This is a genomic window from Nonomuraea sp. NPDC048826, assembly GCF_043198225.1.
In the GTDB taxonomy this organism is placed as follows: Bacteria; Actinomycetota; Actinomycetes; order Streptosporangiales; family Streptosporangiaceae; genus Nonomuraea.
In genome coordinates this window covers 122,096-137,354 of sequence record NZ_JBICUQ010000016.1, presented here as the reverse complement: position 1 = coordinate 137,354, position 15,259 = coordinate 122,096, and the positions used below count along the sequence as shown (strand labels likewise).

The 15,259-nt window shown below is 65.3% G+C and carries 8 protein-coding genes and 5 pseudogenes; 8 read left to right on the top strand and 5 right to left on the bottom strand.

Going from position 1 to position 15,259, the window contains the following annotated elements:
- The first annotated feature begins 93 nt into the window (after positions 1–93).
- A complete protein-coding gene (locus tag ACGFI7_RS40945; protein WP_393414965.1) occupies positions 94–396 on the top strand; it encodes a hypothetical protein in 303 nt (100 codons plus the stop codon).
- An 836-nt stretch (positions 397–1,232) separates the two neighbouring features.
- Positions 1,233–2,564 (top strand): tyrosine-type recombinase/integrase, encoded by a 1,332-nt coding sequence (locus tag ACGFI7_RS40940; protein ID WP_393414962.1) that lies wholly within the window; start codon positions 1,233–1,235, stop codon positions 2,562–2,564.
- A 199-nt stretch (positions 2,565–2,763) separates the two neighbouring features.
- On the opposite strand, the gene ACGFI7_RS40935 is transcribed toward ACGFI7_RS40940, so the two are convergent.
- On the bottom strand, positions 2,764–2,937 hold the full coding sequence (locus ACGFI7_RS40935) for a hypothetical protein (protein ID WP_393414960.1): 174 nt from the start codon (positions 2,935–2,937) through the stop codon (positions 2,764–2,766).
- Between the two features lie 122 nt (positions 2,938–3,059).
- Here ACGFI7_RS40935 and ACGFI7_RS40930 point away from each other — a divergent pair, with 122 nt between their 5' ends.
- The 3 genes and pseudogenes from ACGFI7_RS40930 (at position 3,060) to ACGFI7_RS40920 (ending at position 7,163) form a co-directional block, all read left to right on the top strand.
- Positions 3,060–3,410 carry an integrase core domain-containing protein gene (locus ACGFI7_RS40930; RefSeq protein WP_393414980.1) on the top strand — a complete coding sequence of 117 codons (351 nt, stop codon included), beginning with the start codon at positions 3,060–3,062 and terminating at the stop codon, positions 3,408–3,410.
- Positions 3,411–3,428: 18 nt separating this feature from the next.
- Positions 3,429–3,608 (top strand): annotated as a pseudogene (locus tag ACGFI7_RS40925) (IS256 family transposase); the annotation flags it as partial.
- A 171-nt stretch (positions 3,609–3,779) separates the two neighbouring features.
- Entirely contained in the window at positions 3,780–7,163 is a 3,384-nt protein-coding gene (locus ACGFI7_RS40920) for an NACHT domain-containing protein (RefSeq protein WP_393414957.1), read from the top strand.
- Positions 7,164–7,830: 667 nt separating this feature from the next.
- Here ACGFI7_RS40920 and ACGFI7_RS40915 read toward each other — a convergent pair.
- Both ACGFI7_RS40915 and ACGFI7_RS40910 read right to left on the bottom strand, forming a co-directional pair.
- Positions 7,831–8,139 (bottom strand): annotated as a pseudogene (locus ACGFI7_RS40915) (DDE-type integrase/transposase/recombinase); the annotation flags it as partial.
- Positions 8,136–10,352, bottom strand: a complete 2,217-nt coding sequence (locus ACGFI7_RS40910; protein WP_393414955.1) for a DUF262 domain-containing protein — start codon at positions 10,350–10,352, stop codon at positions 8,136–8,138. The gene ACGFI7_RS40910 and the pseudogene ACGFI7_RS40915, both read right to left, overlap by 4 nt.
- A 617-nt stretch (positions 10,353–10,969) precedes the next feature.
- Here ACGFI7_RS40910 and ACGFI7_RS40905 point away from each other — a divergent pair.
- The 3 genes and pseudogenes from ACGFI7_RS40905 (at position 10,970) to ACGFI7_RS40895 (ending at position 13,295) form a co-directional block, all read left to right on the top strand.
- Positions 10,970–11,266 (top strand): hypothetical protein, encoded by a 297-nt coding sequence (locus ACGFI7_RS40905; RefSeq protein WP_393414952.1) that lies wholly within the window; start codon positions 10,970–10,972, stop codon positions 11,264–11,266.
- A gap of 75 nt (positions 11,267–11,341) precedes the next feature.
- Positions 11,342–12,877 (top strand): annotated as a pseudogene (locus ACGFI7_RS40900) (ISKra4 family transposase).
- Positions 12,805–13,295, top strand: a pseudogene (locus ACGFI7_RS40895) (ATP-binding protein). The pseudogenes ACGFI7_RS40900 and ACGFI7_RS40895 overlap by 73 nt, the downstream one beginning before the upstream one ends.
- Before the next feature lie 264 nt (positions 13,296–13,559).
- Here ACGFI7_RS40895 and ACGFI7_RS40890 read toward each other — a convergent pair.
- Positions 13,560–13,748: pseudogene (locus tag ACGFI7_RS40890) on the bottom strand (ISKra4 family transposase); the annotation flags it as partial.
- Between the two features lie 811 nt (positions 13,749–14,559).
- Positions 14,560–15,189 (bottom strand): class I SAM-dependent methyltransferase, encoded by a 630-nt coding sequence (locus ACGFI7_RS40885; RefSeq protein WP_139635863.1) that lies wholly within the window; start codon positions 15,187–15,189, stop codon positions 14,560–14,562.
- Positions 15,190–15,259: the final 70 nt, after the last annotated feature.

Genomic DNA, 15,259 nt, shown 5'->3' with positions numbered 1-15,259 from the left:
TAGTGACACGCCGCATCAGCATGCCCGCAAGCATTTCCGCAGCTCAAGCCACAGATCTGTGTGCTTTTCTCGCCACACAGCTGCGGAACGCGGGTGCCGGTGTTGATTGTCTATGGGGAATACGACACGACGGCGAACGCGACGCCGGACAGGGGCGATCCCCTGCCCACCTTCTCCGTCCCTGCGCTCTACGATGCCATCCCGGGATCGCACCAGCTGCTGGTGAAGGTGGACTGCGCCGGGCACCAGATCGTGTGGGAAGGCCAGCACAAGAACCTGCACAACCTGTCGAAGTACTGGCTCAAGCACACCAAGGTAGACGGCAAGACCCAGGGTCTCTTCGACATGGCGGAGGACGGCACCCTCAGCCCCACGCCCGCTGGGGCCCCTGGATGATCAGTGCGTCGGCTTTGGCGGCCGAGGTGTGGCGGTCGATTCCTGTCCCCCTTTACGCTGTAGATCATATTCGAGGCGCTCGCGGAGCGAGCGGCGGAGTTGGGCGCAAGTGGGGGTCGGCATGAATGGTGTCGGCACGGAGGGTGCCGACGGCGCGGGATAGCCGGGGCGGAAAGCGGTGTCACGCTCCCCCGCCGCACCGGGCGAGGGTCGTCAGGTGGAATGGCCAGCCAGCCACATCGGTGTGGTGGCGGTGTAGGGGCAGGCGTCCCAGGGCGGGCTGGGTGAGCGAGTCGGAGGGTGGTGGCCCAGCATGCCGCGACGGCGCCTGCGCCATGGTGATCATCCAGCGGGATGGCGGCGACGGCGCAGCAGGCGGCCAGCATGCGTGGGCGGCCGGTAGGAAGCGGGCGGCGTCGGTCATGGCACAGGTGCCGACGAGTAACCCAGGCGAAGGGACGTTTGTTGAACATCAGCCACCAGAAGGGGTTCCCGAACGAGCCCGCTGCCTGCCGTTGCATGGCGGCGCAAGCGAGGGAGTGTCGGATCGCCCCGGGGTCAGATCGGGGTCAGATGATCAAAAAAGCCGGACCCCGCTCTGGGAGTCCGGCCTCTGACCTGCTGCGATGTGGTGGGCGATACTGGGATCGAACCAGTGACCTCTTCGGTGTGAACGGAGTTTCAACTGTTCAATAGGCCCTGGAAAGGAGCGTTCTGGAGTCCAAAACCCCAGTAAAATAGGCCTATCTGCAGATCGGACAGTGTCGGTTTGGTTCGGGGAATGACGCACGGTCCACGGTCCAACGACGGTCCAAACGATCTTTAGGGTGGGTTGAATGGGCTTCTCGCGGAAGCGCTTGAGATCCGGCAAGTCGCACTACACCGCCTACTACAAAGACCTCAAGGGAGCCGAGCGATCGGCGGGGACCTTCACGAGCAAGAAGGAAGCCGACAAGGCCTGGCAGCGAGCGGAAGCCAAGATCGCCGAAGGACGGCTCGGCAACCCCGGCCGCGGGCGGCAGACCTTCCAGCAGTACGTCGAGGACGCGTGGCTTCCCAACCACGAGATGGAGGCGAGCACCCGGCAGGGCTACACCTACTCCCTCTACAAACACCTCATGCCCGAGTTCGGCCCCATGCGGATGGTCGACATCCTCCCCGAGCACGTACGACAGTGGGTCACCACGATGAAGAAGGCCGGCGTCAAGCCGGTCACCATCCGCTACAACAAGATCATCCTCAGCGCGATCTTCTCCACCGCCTTCGACGACCAGGTCATCTTCATCCACCCCGCCAAGGGCGTGAAGACCCCCACCGTCCCCAAGAAACCCCGCACGATCATCACACCCGAACAGTTCGACCAGCTCTTCCAGCACCTGCCCGACGACGACGCACGCCTGCTGGTCGAGACCGCCATCGAGACCGGACTGCGCTGGGGCGAGCTGACCGAGCTGCGCGCCACAGACCTCGACCTCGCCACCCGCATCCTCACCGTCAGCCGCGCCGTCGTGGAGATCAATCCGAAGTTCCACCCCCAGGGCGACCGCTTCCTCGTCAAGGAGTACCCCAAGGACAAGGAGTACCGGCGCCTCAAGCTCACGCCCCAACTGGTCGCCAAAATCCGTGCCCACATCGACGACCGGAGCCTCTCCCCCGGCGCCCTCCTCTTCACCCACCATCAGCCCGTTCCGGCACCGCGTACCGCACCGAACCCGCAATCGCTCGGCCACACCGAGCCGAACGCCGCCGGGCGCACCTACCGGCACGGCACCATCAGCGGCTACTCCAACGGCACATGCAAATGCCGCCACTGCAAGGACGCCTACGCCCTCTATCGGGCCGCACGCCGCGCCGCTGGCAAGGACTCCCCCAGGACCCCGCGCACCCGCGACACCGACGGCCACATCCCCCGCGACTGGTTCCGCAAGCAGGTCTGGAACCCGGCGCTTGCCGCCGCAGGCATCCTGATCCACGTACGCATGCACGGCCTGCGCCACGCGCACGCCTCATGGCTGCTGGCCGGCGGCGCCGATCTCCAGGTGGTCAAGGAACGCCTCGGCCATGCGAGTATCGCCACGACCGAGAAGTACCTCCACACCCTTCCAGACGCTGATGAAACCGCTCTTGACGCCCTGACGAGGATCCGCATCAGAGGAAGAGGCGGCTGACCGCGGCCGTCCTCTTCCGTCGAGCGCTGCCATGTCGCCATGGGCGGAGACGCCGTTTACCTCTCCAGCCCGCTCGCCGGATCCGCATCATCTGGTAGCGCTGTCACCTCACGGCTTTGTCGCAGCCGTTCGTCCCTTCCCGGCGCCTTCCAGGTTGGGCTGGCCTGCCGCGCCCTCGCGGAGCAGGGCCGATGCGTTCTCATGTTGTGAAACCGAGTAGCTGGAGTCCGTCGGCGGGGTGGCTGCGGTAGTGGTCGGAGGCTGCGGTGATGTTGGTCCAGCCGATCAGACGGGCCAGGCCGATGGCCAGGTTGCGCAGGCCGGCCGTGATGCGGGGGTGCGGTGCCGGTGCGGAGTCGGGAGGCGTCTTCACGGTAGGTGACGTCACGGATGTGGTGCAGGGCCTCGGCGCACCAGTGTCCGCGGATGAGTGCGGCAAGCTGGGCGTGGTTGATCCGGACTGGTGGCGGGCTGGTGATGGCGTAGATCGTGACGATGGTGGTCTTGCCGGTTCGGTGGTCGGTGCGGCGGCGTTTGACCTGGACGGCTTGGGCGGCGTGGGGGGAAGGGCAGTCCAGGGCGGGCGGTGCAGATCTTCATGCGGCTGCGCTCGACAACGCCGTGGCCGAGGCGTTCAACAGCATCCTAAAGGTTGAGTACGTGCACCGGCAGCGCTTCCGTACGCGAGCAAAGGCACGACTGAAGATCGCGACCTGGATCACCGACTTCTACAACACCACTAGGAGGCACAGCGCCAACGATGGGCTGCCGCCTGTCACATTCGAGCGTCAGATGATCGAGAAGGGGCAAGCATCAACGGCCCTGCTGAGGGCCCCTGTGGCATAGGACCGTCTCCATGCTTTCAGGGGATTGACACTGGCGATGGCCTTCAAGCTCATCGAGTCGGCGCAGAAGCGCTGGCGCGCGGTCAACGAGCCCCACCTCATCGCCCTGGTCCGTGCGGGAGCGACGTTCGTCAACGGCAAGCTCGTCGAGCGGCCTGAGGACTCACCGGCCATCGAGGACCAGTCGGTAGCCGCCTAAATCTTGATCCACAGGTATTGACGATTGCTCCCCGGAGCTCGAACCCGGAACCTACGGATTAGGAGAGGCGCTCCAGCGGCAAGGTCTTGGTCGCTGTCTAGACATCCCCCGGTGCGCGTAGGGTGGGGGCCGGCGCTGTGGTGGGGGTGGGATGTGGCACGACGCTTCTCCATGACGTACGAGGGCGCAGTGAAGCTGCTGGCCAAGGGCGACACGCCGGTCATCGACGCCCTGGAGCAGGCCCTGGGGCTCGGGCTACTCGCCGTCACCGTGTTCAGCCCGGAGAGCGCCCTGCCGTACTTCGACGCCAAGAACGAGCTCATGGCGCGCCTCCGCCAGTTGTCCGACCAGGCGAAGCAGCGTATGACGACGTCCACCCGCCTGGAATACGAGGATCTGCTGGGAGCGGCCCATGCCGTCATCGTCATGACTGCCTTCACGGAAGAGCTCACGGAGCGGTTGCAGGAGCTCGACGCGACCGGCAAGTGGCGCCGCGAACTGCGCCACTGGCAAGGAACGCAGGCTGGTGACAGGCCAAAGTGCCGCCAGTTGGTGAGTTGGTCGGGCCAGTCCGCGATCGAGCCACCGGGGCCCACGCGTCCCACCGAGGTCGTGAGGGCGGAGGTCCGCAACGTCTACCTGAGGCTCAGTAACCAGGCACTGGACTACCTGTCAGGGCTCCGCCGCTGGGACGAGCTGAACGATACCGAGCGGGAACGGATCGAGCACTCCATCGGCTCGCGGCGCTTCGTCGAACGAGCGGTCGATCGTTATTGGGAGCACTTCCTCCACCTGGCCGTGGAGGTCCCGGAATACCTGGTCTGGACGTTGCTGAACGAGCACGCCTCTACCAGGTTCATCCTCGGGTCCCTCGCCGACAGGCTCTCCGGCCGCGACGCGGAGATCAGGTCGATCCTGGCCGGGCTGAAGGAGCTGCTGCGGGCCAACAGCGCGGCGCTGGGGGATCTGCCCGCGCTGCTCGCCCAGCTCACCAGGCCGAGTGGCGACACGCTCGACGAGCTCCTGTTACGCGTCGACGAATGCCATAGTCTCCACCGGCTCATCCTCGGCAAGCCGCTGCTGACCCCGCGCCTCAACGGCGATCTCGAGCTGATCAGTTTTCCGCCCATCTGTGAGGGCTACATCAATCCGAACTTTCGGATGATCGAGACCGAGCGCAGCGACGAGGGGCGGCGGCTGGCGCAGGAGGAGTCGTGGCGGGGCCAGCCCGCCAGAAGCGGTCTTGGCGGGTTCCTGGCCGGGTATTTCCGCAGCGCCAGGGCTACCCGCCTGCCCCTGCTCGTGCTGGGGGACCCAGGGAGCGGCAAGTCGCTGCTCAGCAAGATCCTCGCCGCGCAGCTCCCGCCGGACGAGTTCGCGGTCGCGCGGGTAGAGCTGCGCCACGTGCGCTCCTCGCAGGAGGTCAGCGACCAGATCGATCTGGAGCTCCGGCGCCAGACGAACAACCGGTACCAGTTACACAATCTCACCGACCCGCAGGGCCGGATTACCCGCGTCGTCATCATGGATGGCCTGGACGAGCTCCTGCAGCTCTCCGCCCATGAGGGGCTGGGCGGCTATCTGGAGCGGCTGGCCGAGTTCCAGGAGATCGAAGCCGAGCTGGGGCGGCCCGTTATCGCCGTCGCGACCGCCCGCACGATCGTGATGGACCGGATCTACGTCCCCAAGGACAGCGTGATTCTGAAGCTGGAGGGATTCTCCGACGACCAGATCTGCACCTGGATCAACGCCTGGAACCGCGAGAACGCCCCCTATTTCGAACGGCACGGTCTGGCCAAGCTGTCCGCGGACACGATCGCGCGGCACATCGATCTTGCCCGCCAGCCGCTGCTCCTGGCCCTGCTGGCCCTGTACGACGCGGAGGGCAATTCCCTGCGCAACGCGGGCGACCTCGACCAGACCGAGCTCTACGAACGCATCTTCCGCCGCTATCTCGAACGCGAGCTGGAGAAGGGGAGCATGCCGCAGCGCAAGAACGAGCAGGCGCAGCTGATAGAGCAACGGTTCCGCGAGTTGTCAACGATCGCCACCGGCATGTTGAACCGAGGACGGCGTTTCATCACACGCCAGGAGGTGGATCAGGACTACGCCGCCAAGGAGATCCGCCGGGGGCGGAGCGAGCGGGTGCTCGGCGCCGACGATGCGGTCGGGCAGTTCTTCTTCCTGTACCGGGCGCAGGCGCAGCACAGGGACACCACCTTCTACGAGGGCTACGAGTTCATCCACTCAACCTTCGGAGAGTTCCTGTCCGCCCGGATACTCGCTCAGCAGCTCGTGCGGGCCGCCGAGATCATGAACGCCGCCCCCGCCTGGGACCAGACGCAGGCGGAACGGCACGCGCTAGCGCAACTGGCGCCCTACCTGGCGCAGCGGCCGCTCGTCGGCGAGGAGCAGGTGCTGCTCTTCCTCGAGACCATCATGGCCGGGCAGTTCAGGAGGCGCACGGAGGCAGCGAGGTCGATCGCCCGGCACGTGCCCGCGCTGATGAGATCCGGCCTCGGCGGTGTGCCCGGCTCCGCTCCGGACCAGGGCCATCTCGAACGGCTGGCGATCCTCACGCTCAATCTCATGCTCGCCGCTCTGCTCATCGACGCCCGATCGATCAACCTGGGCACCCTGTTCGAGAACGGCCGAGACCTGCTCGACGCGTGGCGGCAGTTGCTGGCACTGTGGAAGGCGCACCTGGCCGCCGACGACTGGGTGCGAATTCTAGAATCCCTGAGCCTGTCCGGGCAGCAGCTCGCCTACGGTGCCAGCACGTCCGCCGAAACGGATGGCGGTCTCGTACCGCGAGGCACGAGCTCCCACGTCGGCCGCCTGGCTGCGGAGGGCCAGCTGTCAGCGGACCCGGATCTGCGGGGAGCCGCTATGGTATGGCACCTCCTTTCGCTGAGCAGCGAGGCCGAGCAGCTCATCCGGGACGAGGAAGAGACCGTGAGCGAGGACCTGGTCTCGTTCGCCGCCTTCAGGATCAGCCCGGCGTCCGACCAGATCCCCATATGGGAGCTCCAGAAGGCACTCGAAAGTCTCACCGCGAACCACCGCACCCAAGCGAACCTGATCGACCTGGTAATGGGCGGTCCCGCCAGCTGGAACGCCAAAATGCTGGTCATGGTCTCCACTCTCCTGCTCGAGCACAGCAGCCTTGCCATCATCACCAGACGCGCTTTGATCAGGCTCATGATGGAACTCGACAGGCGTGAGCTGTTCGCGAACGCCCGACGGCTACTGGGCCGCGTACCCGAAACGGACGGGCGCTCGGCGGGCCCCCACGACACAGCCGACCTGGTGTTCCTGCTCCGGCGCCACCAGCTCCGAGGGCACCTGCGCCGCTCGATCGACATCAACGAGATCGACGACGCGGTGCTGGAACAGCTACGCATCGACGACCTGACATGGATCTTCCAGCACGGCGGATTCGCGGAGGCCGAGCTGCAGACGCTGGCCCGTCATCTCCAGGGCGACCCCCGGTACCAGCGCAACCTGGCCGACGTGCAGATCCTGATCGAGCGGGTGCAGAGAGCCTCCGACTGACCGCCTCCACCACCCTCCAGGCAGCCAGCTACGTCTTCGCCTGATGATAGTTACATCCACCCAGGTCATGACTCTGCGAGGGCTTCGCGTGGCGTATGCGAGCTCTGGTCACCCGGGAGACGGAAGCACGTACGGCAGGATGATCCGCTGTGTTCCTTCGCTTGGCCTACCTCACAGTTACGAACGCATTCGCCGCTGCGGTTGCTCCCGATGGGCGATCGGGACAAGGACATCGAGATCCTCGCCCTCCGCCACCAGATCACCGTCCTCGATCGCAGCTCGGCGCCGACACCAGAGTGAGATTCGCTCCCAAGGGCCGAGTTCTCCTCGCCGCCCTGCTGACGTCGCTGCACCGCGAGATCCTGCGCCGGCTGCGGCTTCTTGTCCGCCGGACACCGTGTTGCGCTGGCACCGCGATCTAATGAGACGGCGTCATGCCCGCACCTGCCGTCCCGACCGACAGTCGCACGCCGAGCCGTTCAGCCAAGGCGGCGTAGTCAGCACTGGTGTACTGCTTGAGTTCAAGGGGTCGTCGCAACGCTGCTGCTCAGGAGCGAGTTTAGATGATCTTTGAAGGCTTCAGCCGGGGTTCTCCAGCCGAGACTCTTGCGGGGCGGCGGCGTGCCCAGGCCTGGCACAGCGCTTCGGCGACCAGGCCGGTACGCAAATGATCCGCCGTCGCCCAGCCGACCACCCGGCGCCAGGCGATGTCGATGACGGTGGCCAGATAAATCCAGCCCTCCCCGGTGGAGATGTAGGTTATATCGCCACACCAGCGGGCATCGAACCGCGCCGCATCGGGCGTGAAACCGCGGCCGATCAGGTCCGGCCAGGCGCCAGCGCCCAGGTCGGGGATGTAATCTGCCAGGAGGGCTCCAAGTACCCGCCAGCTTGTGCTGCATACGCTCCGAGTTCCGTGCGAAGCGTCCTCTGGATCCCAGCCAGATGTGTGGAGCGATAGAGCGATAGCCCTCAAGTGCGGCGGCCTCCCAGGACGCCTGCGGCGACGGCCTGATCACGCAGTCCTCTCAACGTGATCACTGCGCCATCCTCGCGCGTGACGCACCACACCCCCATGCCGTCGCAAGTCCGCGTCTCGCGCACGAACGCTCCCGCCTCATCAATCTTGCTGTAAATGACGCCCGTGCCCTCCAACGTGATTCGCCCCTCATCATTGATCTGTGCCCAGTGGTCGACTCCCAGATGGGTGAAGACGATGCGCGTACCCGGCTGGATGACACCCGCCGCGACCATACGTGCGATATCCGTCCGCAGACGCATCTTTTTGGGAATGGGCGCAGCCTCGTCGGCTTCAGGCTTGAGGAAAGGATCGGAGAGCTTCGTCTGGTCGGCGGCACTAAGCCCCATTCGATCAAAAGACCAGATTCTTGAACACAGCCGGAGGTACAGCTCCTGCCGCTTCTGGACAATCGTGGCCATGGGCGTCTTGGCCCCGAAGGAGTGCATAAAACCTTCTACCTTGTGCGCCTTGGTGAACTCACGCAGCGCTGGGAATCGCTGGTGATATTCCTGGCCGAGCACTCCGACAAGGACGTTCTGGCGCCCATAAAGTTTAATCTTTTCGTCGTACGGCATGGCACCGAGACTCGCGTTGTCCTTATCAGGCAACAGGACCAGTCCTCCGAGCTGGTTGCGCAAGGAGCGGAAGCGAAGAGCGTCCGGAATCTCGTCTCGATGCCTCTCCGGCTTGTTCGCGAACAGATGCTCTATCTGATGCGGGAGTGTGTCGCTGAGGTAGTCAGCGACCTCGCCACGCTGCCCACACCCCTTCTGGACGAAGGCGGTCAACCTCGCCAGCAGGTATTTCACCTGGCCGCGGTTGGTGCCACGGAGGCCGAAACCGTCCAGGACGGCATACTCGCGCTTTTCCCATCGGACCTGCATAGCGAGCACGGCACTGACATCCTCGGCGGTCCGGCATTCGCGAAGTCTCGGCAGGATAACGCCTATCGCCTCCATGAGATCTCGTTGCTGGACAGGGAGATCACTCAGGACTCTCAGCACGTACCAGCGGTCGAGGTAGGCAGCTATGCGGCGCGCCTTGTCCTTGGCCTCCACCAAGGCGTCATCCGCCCTGACCGCGGCGAAGATGGCGACCATCTGCGAGTCGAGACCATTCTTGGTGTTGAAGTAGAGCTCCTCCAACCCATGCTGGAGGGTACGACTGGCATGCAGGAAGGTGCGGTAAAAAGTGGCCAGACACAGGAGCTCCTCGACGAAGGCGTGGAACCGATCCGGCCGTCCTCGCAGGCCAAGGTAACCCTCGTTTCTGCGCACCCACAGATTGAGGGCGCTTTCGATTTCCGTCATGTCATCGTGCACGCCGTCCAACCGTGCGTATCGAGCCTGGAGCGCGGCCTTGAGGAAATGCCCTGGCGCGCTTCGGTCGTCGCGCACGGTGGTGAGCTCCGCGAGCATGTGCCGCCATCGATGATTGAGCTTGTCCTCGTCCTCACCCACATTGGCCAGCAAGTAGCTCTTCAGGAGGTCGACAGCGGTGAGTCGTGCACCGCGGTCGTTCATCGACTCGAAAATGCGGAAGGCGTTGTTGCTGTCGCTGGCACGGATACCGACCATTACGACCCGGTTGAGGAGCCACTCGATGAACCGCGGGTAGGACTCGGCCGGGATCTCACGAAGCAACGGCTCGATCTCCTGGCTCCGGCGCCAGAGGTTTCGTACGGACAAGGAATCGGCCTGTGCCGGCTCGTACCGCCGATCTTCGTAGATGGCGGTCAGGACTTTGGCTCGTTCCTCGTCACCGATTCGGTAGCGAGGATTGGTTCGCTCGTCGAAGCCACGAATCACCGAAGCGAGCGCGTCAGAGTGTCTCTGATAGTCCAGGCGCACGCTGATGGCGCGCAAGGTCATGAAGATCAGGTGCAGTGTGGTGAAGCGTTGCTGTCCGTCAACGAGCGAGCGGACGTCGCCCCCACGCTCGTAGTACACGAACGGCCCCAGAAAGTACTGAGGCATCGGCTGAACCTTCCTGCGGTTCCCGAGAGCCTCGGCTCCTTCGAGAAAGGTGTCGCGAAGATCCGTGACGAGGGTCCGCACTTCTTCCTCGCCCCACGCGTATTCACGCTGATAGAAGTCGATGGTGTAGAAGGACTCCTCGAACAGCTTCTTGAGCGACACATTGCTGACCGAAATATCCTCTATCGTCACCTTCGACCGCTCCATTCCAGGGGCTACGGGGTCGCTCCTCATTCAACAATCGCTCATCGGGGCCGGAAACGTTTCATCCGCTGTAGTGCCCGACGGCACAAGTCGATCAAGAACAGGGGCCGCGTGCGCGTGCCATCAACCCCAATGGCCCACCGCTCGGGTCGAAACGTTGCGAGCTGATCTGGGCGAACCCCGCCAATACTTCCCACACGTGTTCGCGATTGGGTGCGGCTCCTTCTGAGGGAGTGGCTGAGCTGGGGGTTCGTGGTTCGGGCCTGGTTGGGTGAGGGATCACGTCCTACCGTCTGAGGCAAGGCGGTGATGGCGATGGGCTCGTTGTTGGAGGAGCTGGCGCGGCGGGAGGCTGCGGCTCGGCGTCGGATCGAGGGACTGCGACAGCAGATCGGCGAGCTGACCGAGCGGCTGGGAAGCGAGGAGGAGCGGTTGTCTCGCCTGGTGGTCACGCGCGAGACGGTTGAGAGATCCTTGGTGAGGCCGCCTCGCTGGTCGAGGAGCCCGATGAGGAGGGCGGCCTGGCTGATGCGGCGGGGGCGGAGGAGGGGCCGCCGGAGGTGGTGCGGTTGGGAGTGGTGACGGTGCCGCGGTGGCGTCCGGGGATGGGGACGAAGGTGTTGCCGCAGGCGTATCGGGACGCGGTTGAGATCTTGGTTGATGGGGGCGGGCCGATGCGGGCGGGGCCGCTGCTGGTGGCGATGGGCCTACAGGATGCGGCCTCGACGCGGGAGGGGCTGCGGTCGAAGCTGAGACGGCTGGTCGAGCGCGGTTGGCTGGAGGAGGTGGGCGCTGGCTTGTTCATGGTGACCGAGCAGGTAGCCGCGCAGGTGGCCGGCCGCGCATCGAAGCGGGGGCCGGCTGGTTCGGGTGATGGCATCGGGTCCTCACCGCCGCAGTGATTGCGGCGGGGCTCTCCTGCCAGGGAGGTTCGAAGGTGCCAACCAGTCGAAACCGCCCACGAGAAGAGCCCTGCGGTGGAACCGTACTGTGCAGACGCGGCCGCTGACGTCTTTGCAGCGGCGATCGGAACCTTCAACTGTCTCCTCGGACAGCTCGCCGACCCCAGAGCGCGTCCTGGACGCATGATCGACTTGAGGAGGTGATCGAGCAGCAGGGCCGTGAGCTGCTGCGGCTGTTGTTGCAGGCCCATCTGGACCTGCGGGCGTTACGCGAGCAGGACACCGTCGCCAAGGCCGGGATCGGCGGGGCCGCGGCGGTGGCAGGAGCCGACGGCCTGCCCCGGCGGCGGGTGGAGATGCGGCATCACCGGCTGCTGGCTACCGTCTTCGGGACGGTGACCGTGACGCGGTGCGCCTGGTGTGCTCCCGGCCTGCCGAACGTCTATCCCGCGGACACGGCGTTGTCGCTGTCCGCGGGCCGGCACAGCCACGGACTGGCCCGCCTGGCGGTGGCCGAAGCGGTCCGCGGTTCGTTCGATGCCGCTCACGCCGCGATCACCGCTCGGTGCGGAAACGTGCTCGGCAAACGGCAGCTGCAACGCCTGGTCCAGGCCGCCGCCGCCGATATCGACGCCTTCTATCGGCAGCACACTCCCGTGCCGCGGACCCGTGATGAGCTGCTGGTGCTCAGCTGGGATGCCAAGGGTGTGGTGATGCGGCCCGAGGCGCTTCGCCCGGCCACCGCGAAAGCGGCTGCCCGAGCCACCTGCACGTTCGGGACCCGCCTTGCGGCCGGTCAGAAGTCGTGCCGCAAGCGGATGGCCACTCTCGGGCCCCTCTACGACGCCGAGCCCGCGCCGCGTCGTCCGCACGATGTGATCGCCCTACTCGGCGGGCGCACCGGCGAACGCAGGCCACGGCCAGGGCCGCACGCGAGCGGGAAATGGCTGTGCGGCTCGGTGATCAACGACCCGGATAAAGTGATCGCCTCCCTGTTCGACCAGGCCGAAGCCCGCGATCCCCGCCATGCCCGCCATGCCCGCCCCTGGATCGTGCTCGTCGACGGCGCCCGCCACCAGCTCGATCTCATACGCGCCGAGGCCATCCGCCGCAGTGCGGCCATCAACATCGTCATCGATTTCATTCACGTCATCGAAAAGCTCTGGGCCAGCGCGTGGTGCCTGCACCGGCCAGCCGATCCCGCGGCCGAGGACTGGGTCGCCACCCACGCCTTGGCCCTTCTGGCCGGACACACACGCCAGGTCATCACCGATCTCGACACCCCAGGCCGCGCGCCTGCCCACCGACCGGCGAGACGGCATCGACACCTGCATCCGCTACCTGACCGACCACGCAGAGTTCCTTCGCTACGACCAGGCCCTGGCTGCTGGATGGCCCATCGCGACCGGCGTCATCGAAGGCGCCTGCCGCCACCTCATCGCCGACCGTCTCGATATCACCGGTGCCCGCTGGGGCCTTGCCGGAGCCGAAGCCATCCTCAAGCTCCGCGCCCTCATCACCAACAACGACCTGCTCGAATACTGGCGACATCACCTCGGCCAAGAACATCAGCGCGTCCACGGCCACCACAACTACGAGCTCATCGCCTGATCAGCTCGGTCCCTCAGAAGGAGCCGCACCCCGTCTATTTCACTAGCCTGGACGACCTGGTCGCCAAACTCCGGCTGGCCTCTGCCCAGGGCAAGCTCGGCCGGCAGATCCGCTCCTACCTCCGCCCCTCGCTGTTGATCGTCGACGAGGTGGGTATCTGCCCCTGGACCGCGCCGACGCCAACCTCGCCTTTCAACTCGTCTCCCGCCGCTACGAAAAGGGCTCGATCATCATCACCAGCAACAAGGCGTTCAGCGAGTGGGGACAGGTCTTCACCGACGAGGTCCTGGCCACCGCGATCCTCGACCGCTTCCTGCACCACTGCGACGTGATCTCTATCAACGGCCCGAGCTGGCGGCTCAAAGACCGACTCGCCGCACCCGATCCACCACCTACATCACCATCTGTGACAGAATGATCACACCGGGGCTCGCCTACATGTCAGGTCGTACGGGAAACGACATGTGAGGTAGTACGCCGACACGGGGTCGGGTTGCCGCGTCAAGCGTCGGCACACCTCGGCGCGGACCATGGGGCTGCGAGTATTCCCCGTTGACAGGCACGGCCGCCGTCATCACCCACCGACCGGTACCCCTGGAACGGCATCTCCTGGCAGCATGCGAACCGAAACACGGATCTGCAAACTCTACGAAAATTTCGAAGTGGTGCATTCACCGCCCGGTCGGCGGGCGGCTTCGCATTTGATCAGGTCAAGCTGGTGGCGAGCTCCGTCGACGAGCACGACCCAGGGACGGACATGGCCGGGATCACGGGCTTCGGCATGGTTGAAGACCCTGGCGATCACCGCGGCGGGGCCGGTGACGACCGAGCCGCACAGCCACTTGCGCATCGCGGCCGGCCTGGCCCGGGGCCGGACCGCAGCCTCACACCGTGCCAACTCCTCCAGTAACGAGCCCGCCGTCACCACCGCCTCACACTCTGCGCTCGCAGTAGAAGGCGGTTCCTCGACCGAACAGTCACGACCACAAAGCCCCAGCTCAGGCACTCACTGAGGAAGAGCTACACCCATCTTGGAACGGGCGTGCACCTCAGGGGAAGGGCCCGTCAATCTGTTCCTGCGCGGCTGGGCGCCTTCGCGGTCGCCCTGAAGGCCAACTGAAGGCATCGGGTGCTTGAATCAAGCTTGTCCAGCACTTCCGCAAGATTGTGAAGAGGATATGGTCCCTGAACTTCTAGCTCGTGGAGCCGCAGGAGTCGCCATCGCGGCGGCACTGTTTTGCGGTATCGGTGCCTCGGCGGCATCGGCGTCGGCTCTCTCGCAGCAGTCTGAAGACACTCCCGTAACCGTCCAGGGGTGGGAACTCTACCATATTTACTGGGGTGCTACCGAAGCAAATCGGAAGCAGTGTCATTCCGATGGCCGGAGGCTGTTCGGAAATCAGTACCAGTGCAAGCTCAGCTCTATCGGCTGGGGCCTCTTTTTTGGTCTTAAACCCAACCGCGGGACGCCCGTATGAACGATCGCTTCCCGCTCTCTCCGACGCGACGCCAGTTGGCGAGCCGGTCGACGTCGCGTCGGAGAGATCCGCCCAAGTGTCGGGTCCATGCTGATTTCGTCGGTCAGTAGCGACATCGTTTGTTGGTGAGTTTGGCCAGCGGTTGGCGATCAACAGGCGCAGAAATGTTGGTGAGAAATGGCAGCACCCACCTCCGCCCGTTCTCTAGCGGAGACGGGCCAGCAAGTGGGCGTCCAGGAAGCCCCGCTCGGAGGCCGGGTCGTGGAGCAGCCGCGCGAATGTGGCGAACCCAGCCCCGGCCAGCAACTCGGCGAAGCGGTCCGCCGGCCAGCTATAGGCGGGTGTCACCTTGTGGTCGAAGCGGACCGGCTCGGGCGCGTCGGTTCCGAAGAACGAGACCAGGAGAAGGCCCCCCGGCGCCAGGACACGCGCCTGCTCGGCGAGCAGCGCGGGTAGTTCCCCAGGAGGGGTGTGAATCATCGAGTAGTGGGCCAGCACGCCGCCGAGCGCGCCGTCCTCAACGGGGAGTTCCTCCATCCGGGCCTCATCGAACTTCAGCGCCGGATGGGCCCGCCGAGCGTGGTCGACCATGGCCGGAGAGAGGTCGAGCCCGAAGGCATCCAGTTCCAGGTCGTGCAGCATGGCCGTCAGATGTCCGGGCCCGCAGCCGACATCCGCCACCCGCGAATTCCCCGTCCCACGCACCAACTCGGCGAACGTGCCGATCATGTTCCGTGCGAACGGCTGCGTCTCCAGTCGGTTAGCGAACATCGACGCATATAACTCGACGACCCCGTCGTAGGCCGTCCTGGTCTCGTCCTGGTGCTTCGCCACGGGAAGGACGTTAACACCCCCCATTCTCAGCTGTTCTCCGGCCCCGTGCCGAATCCTGCGCCGTCGTATC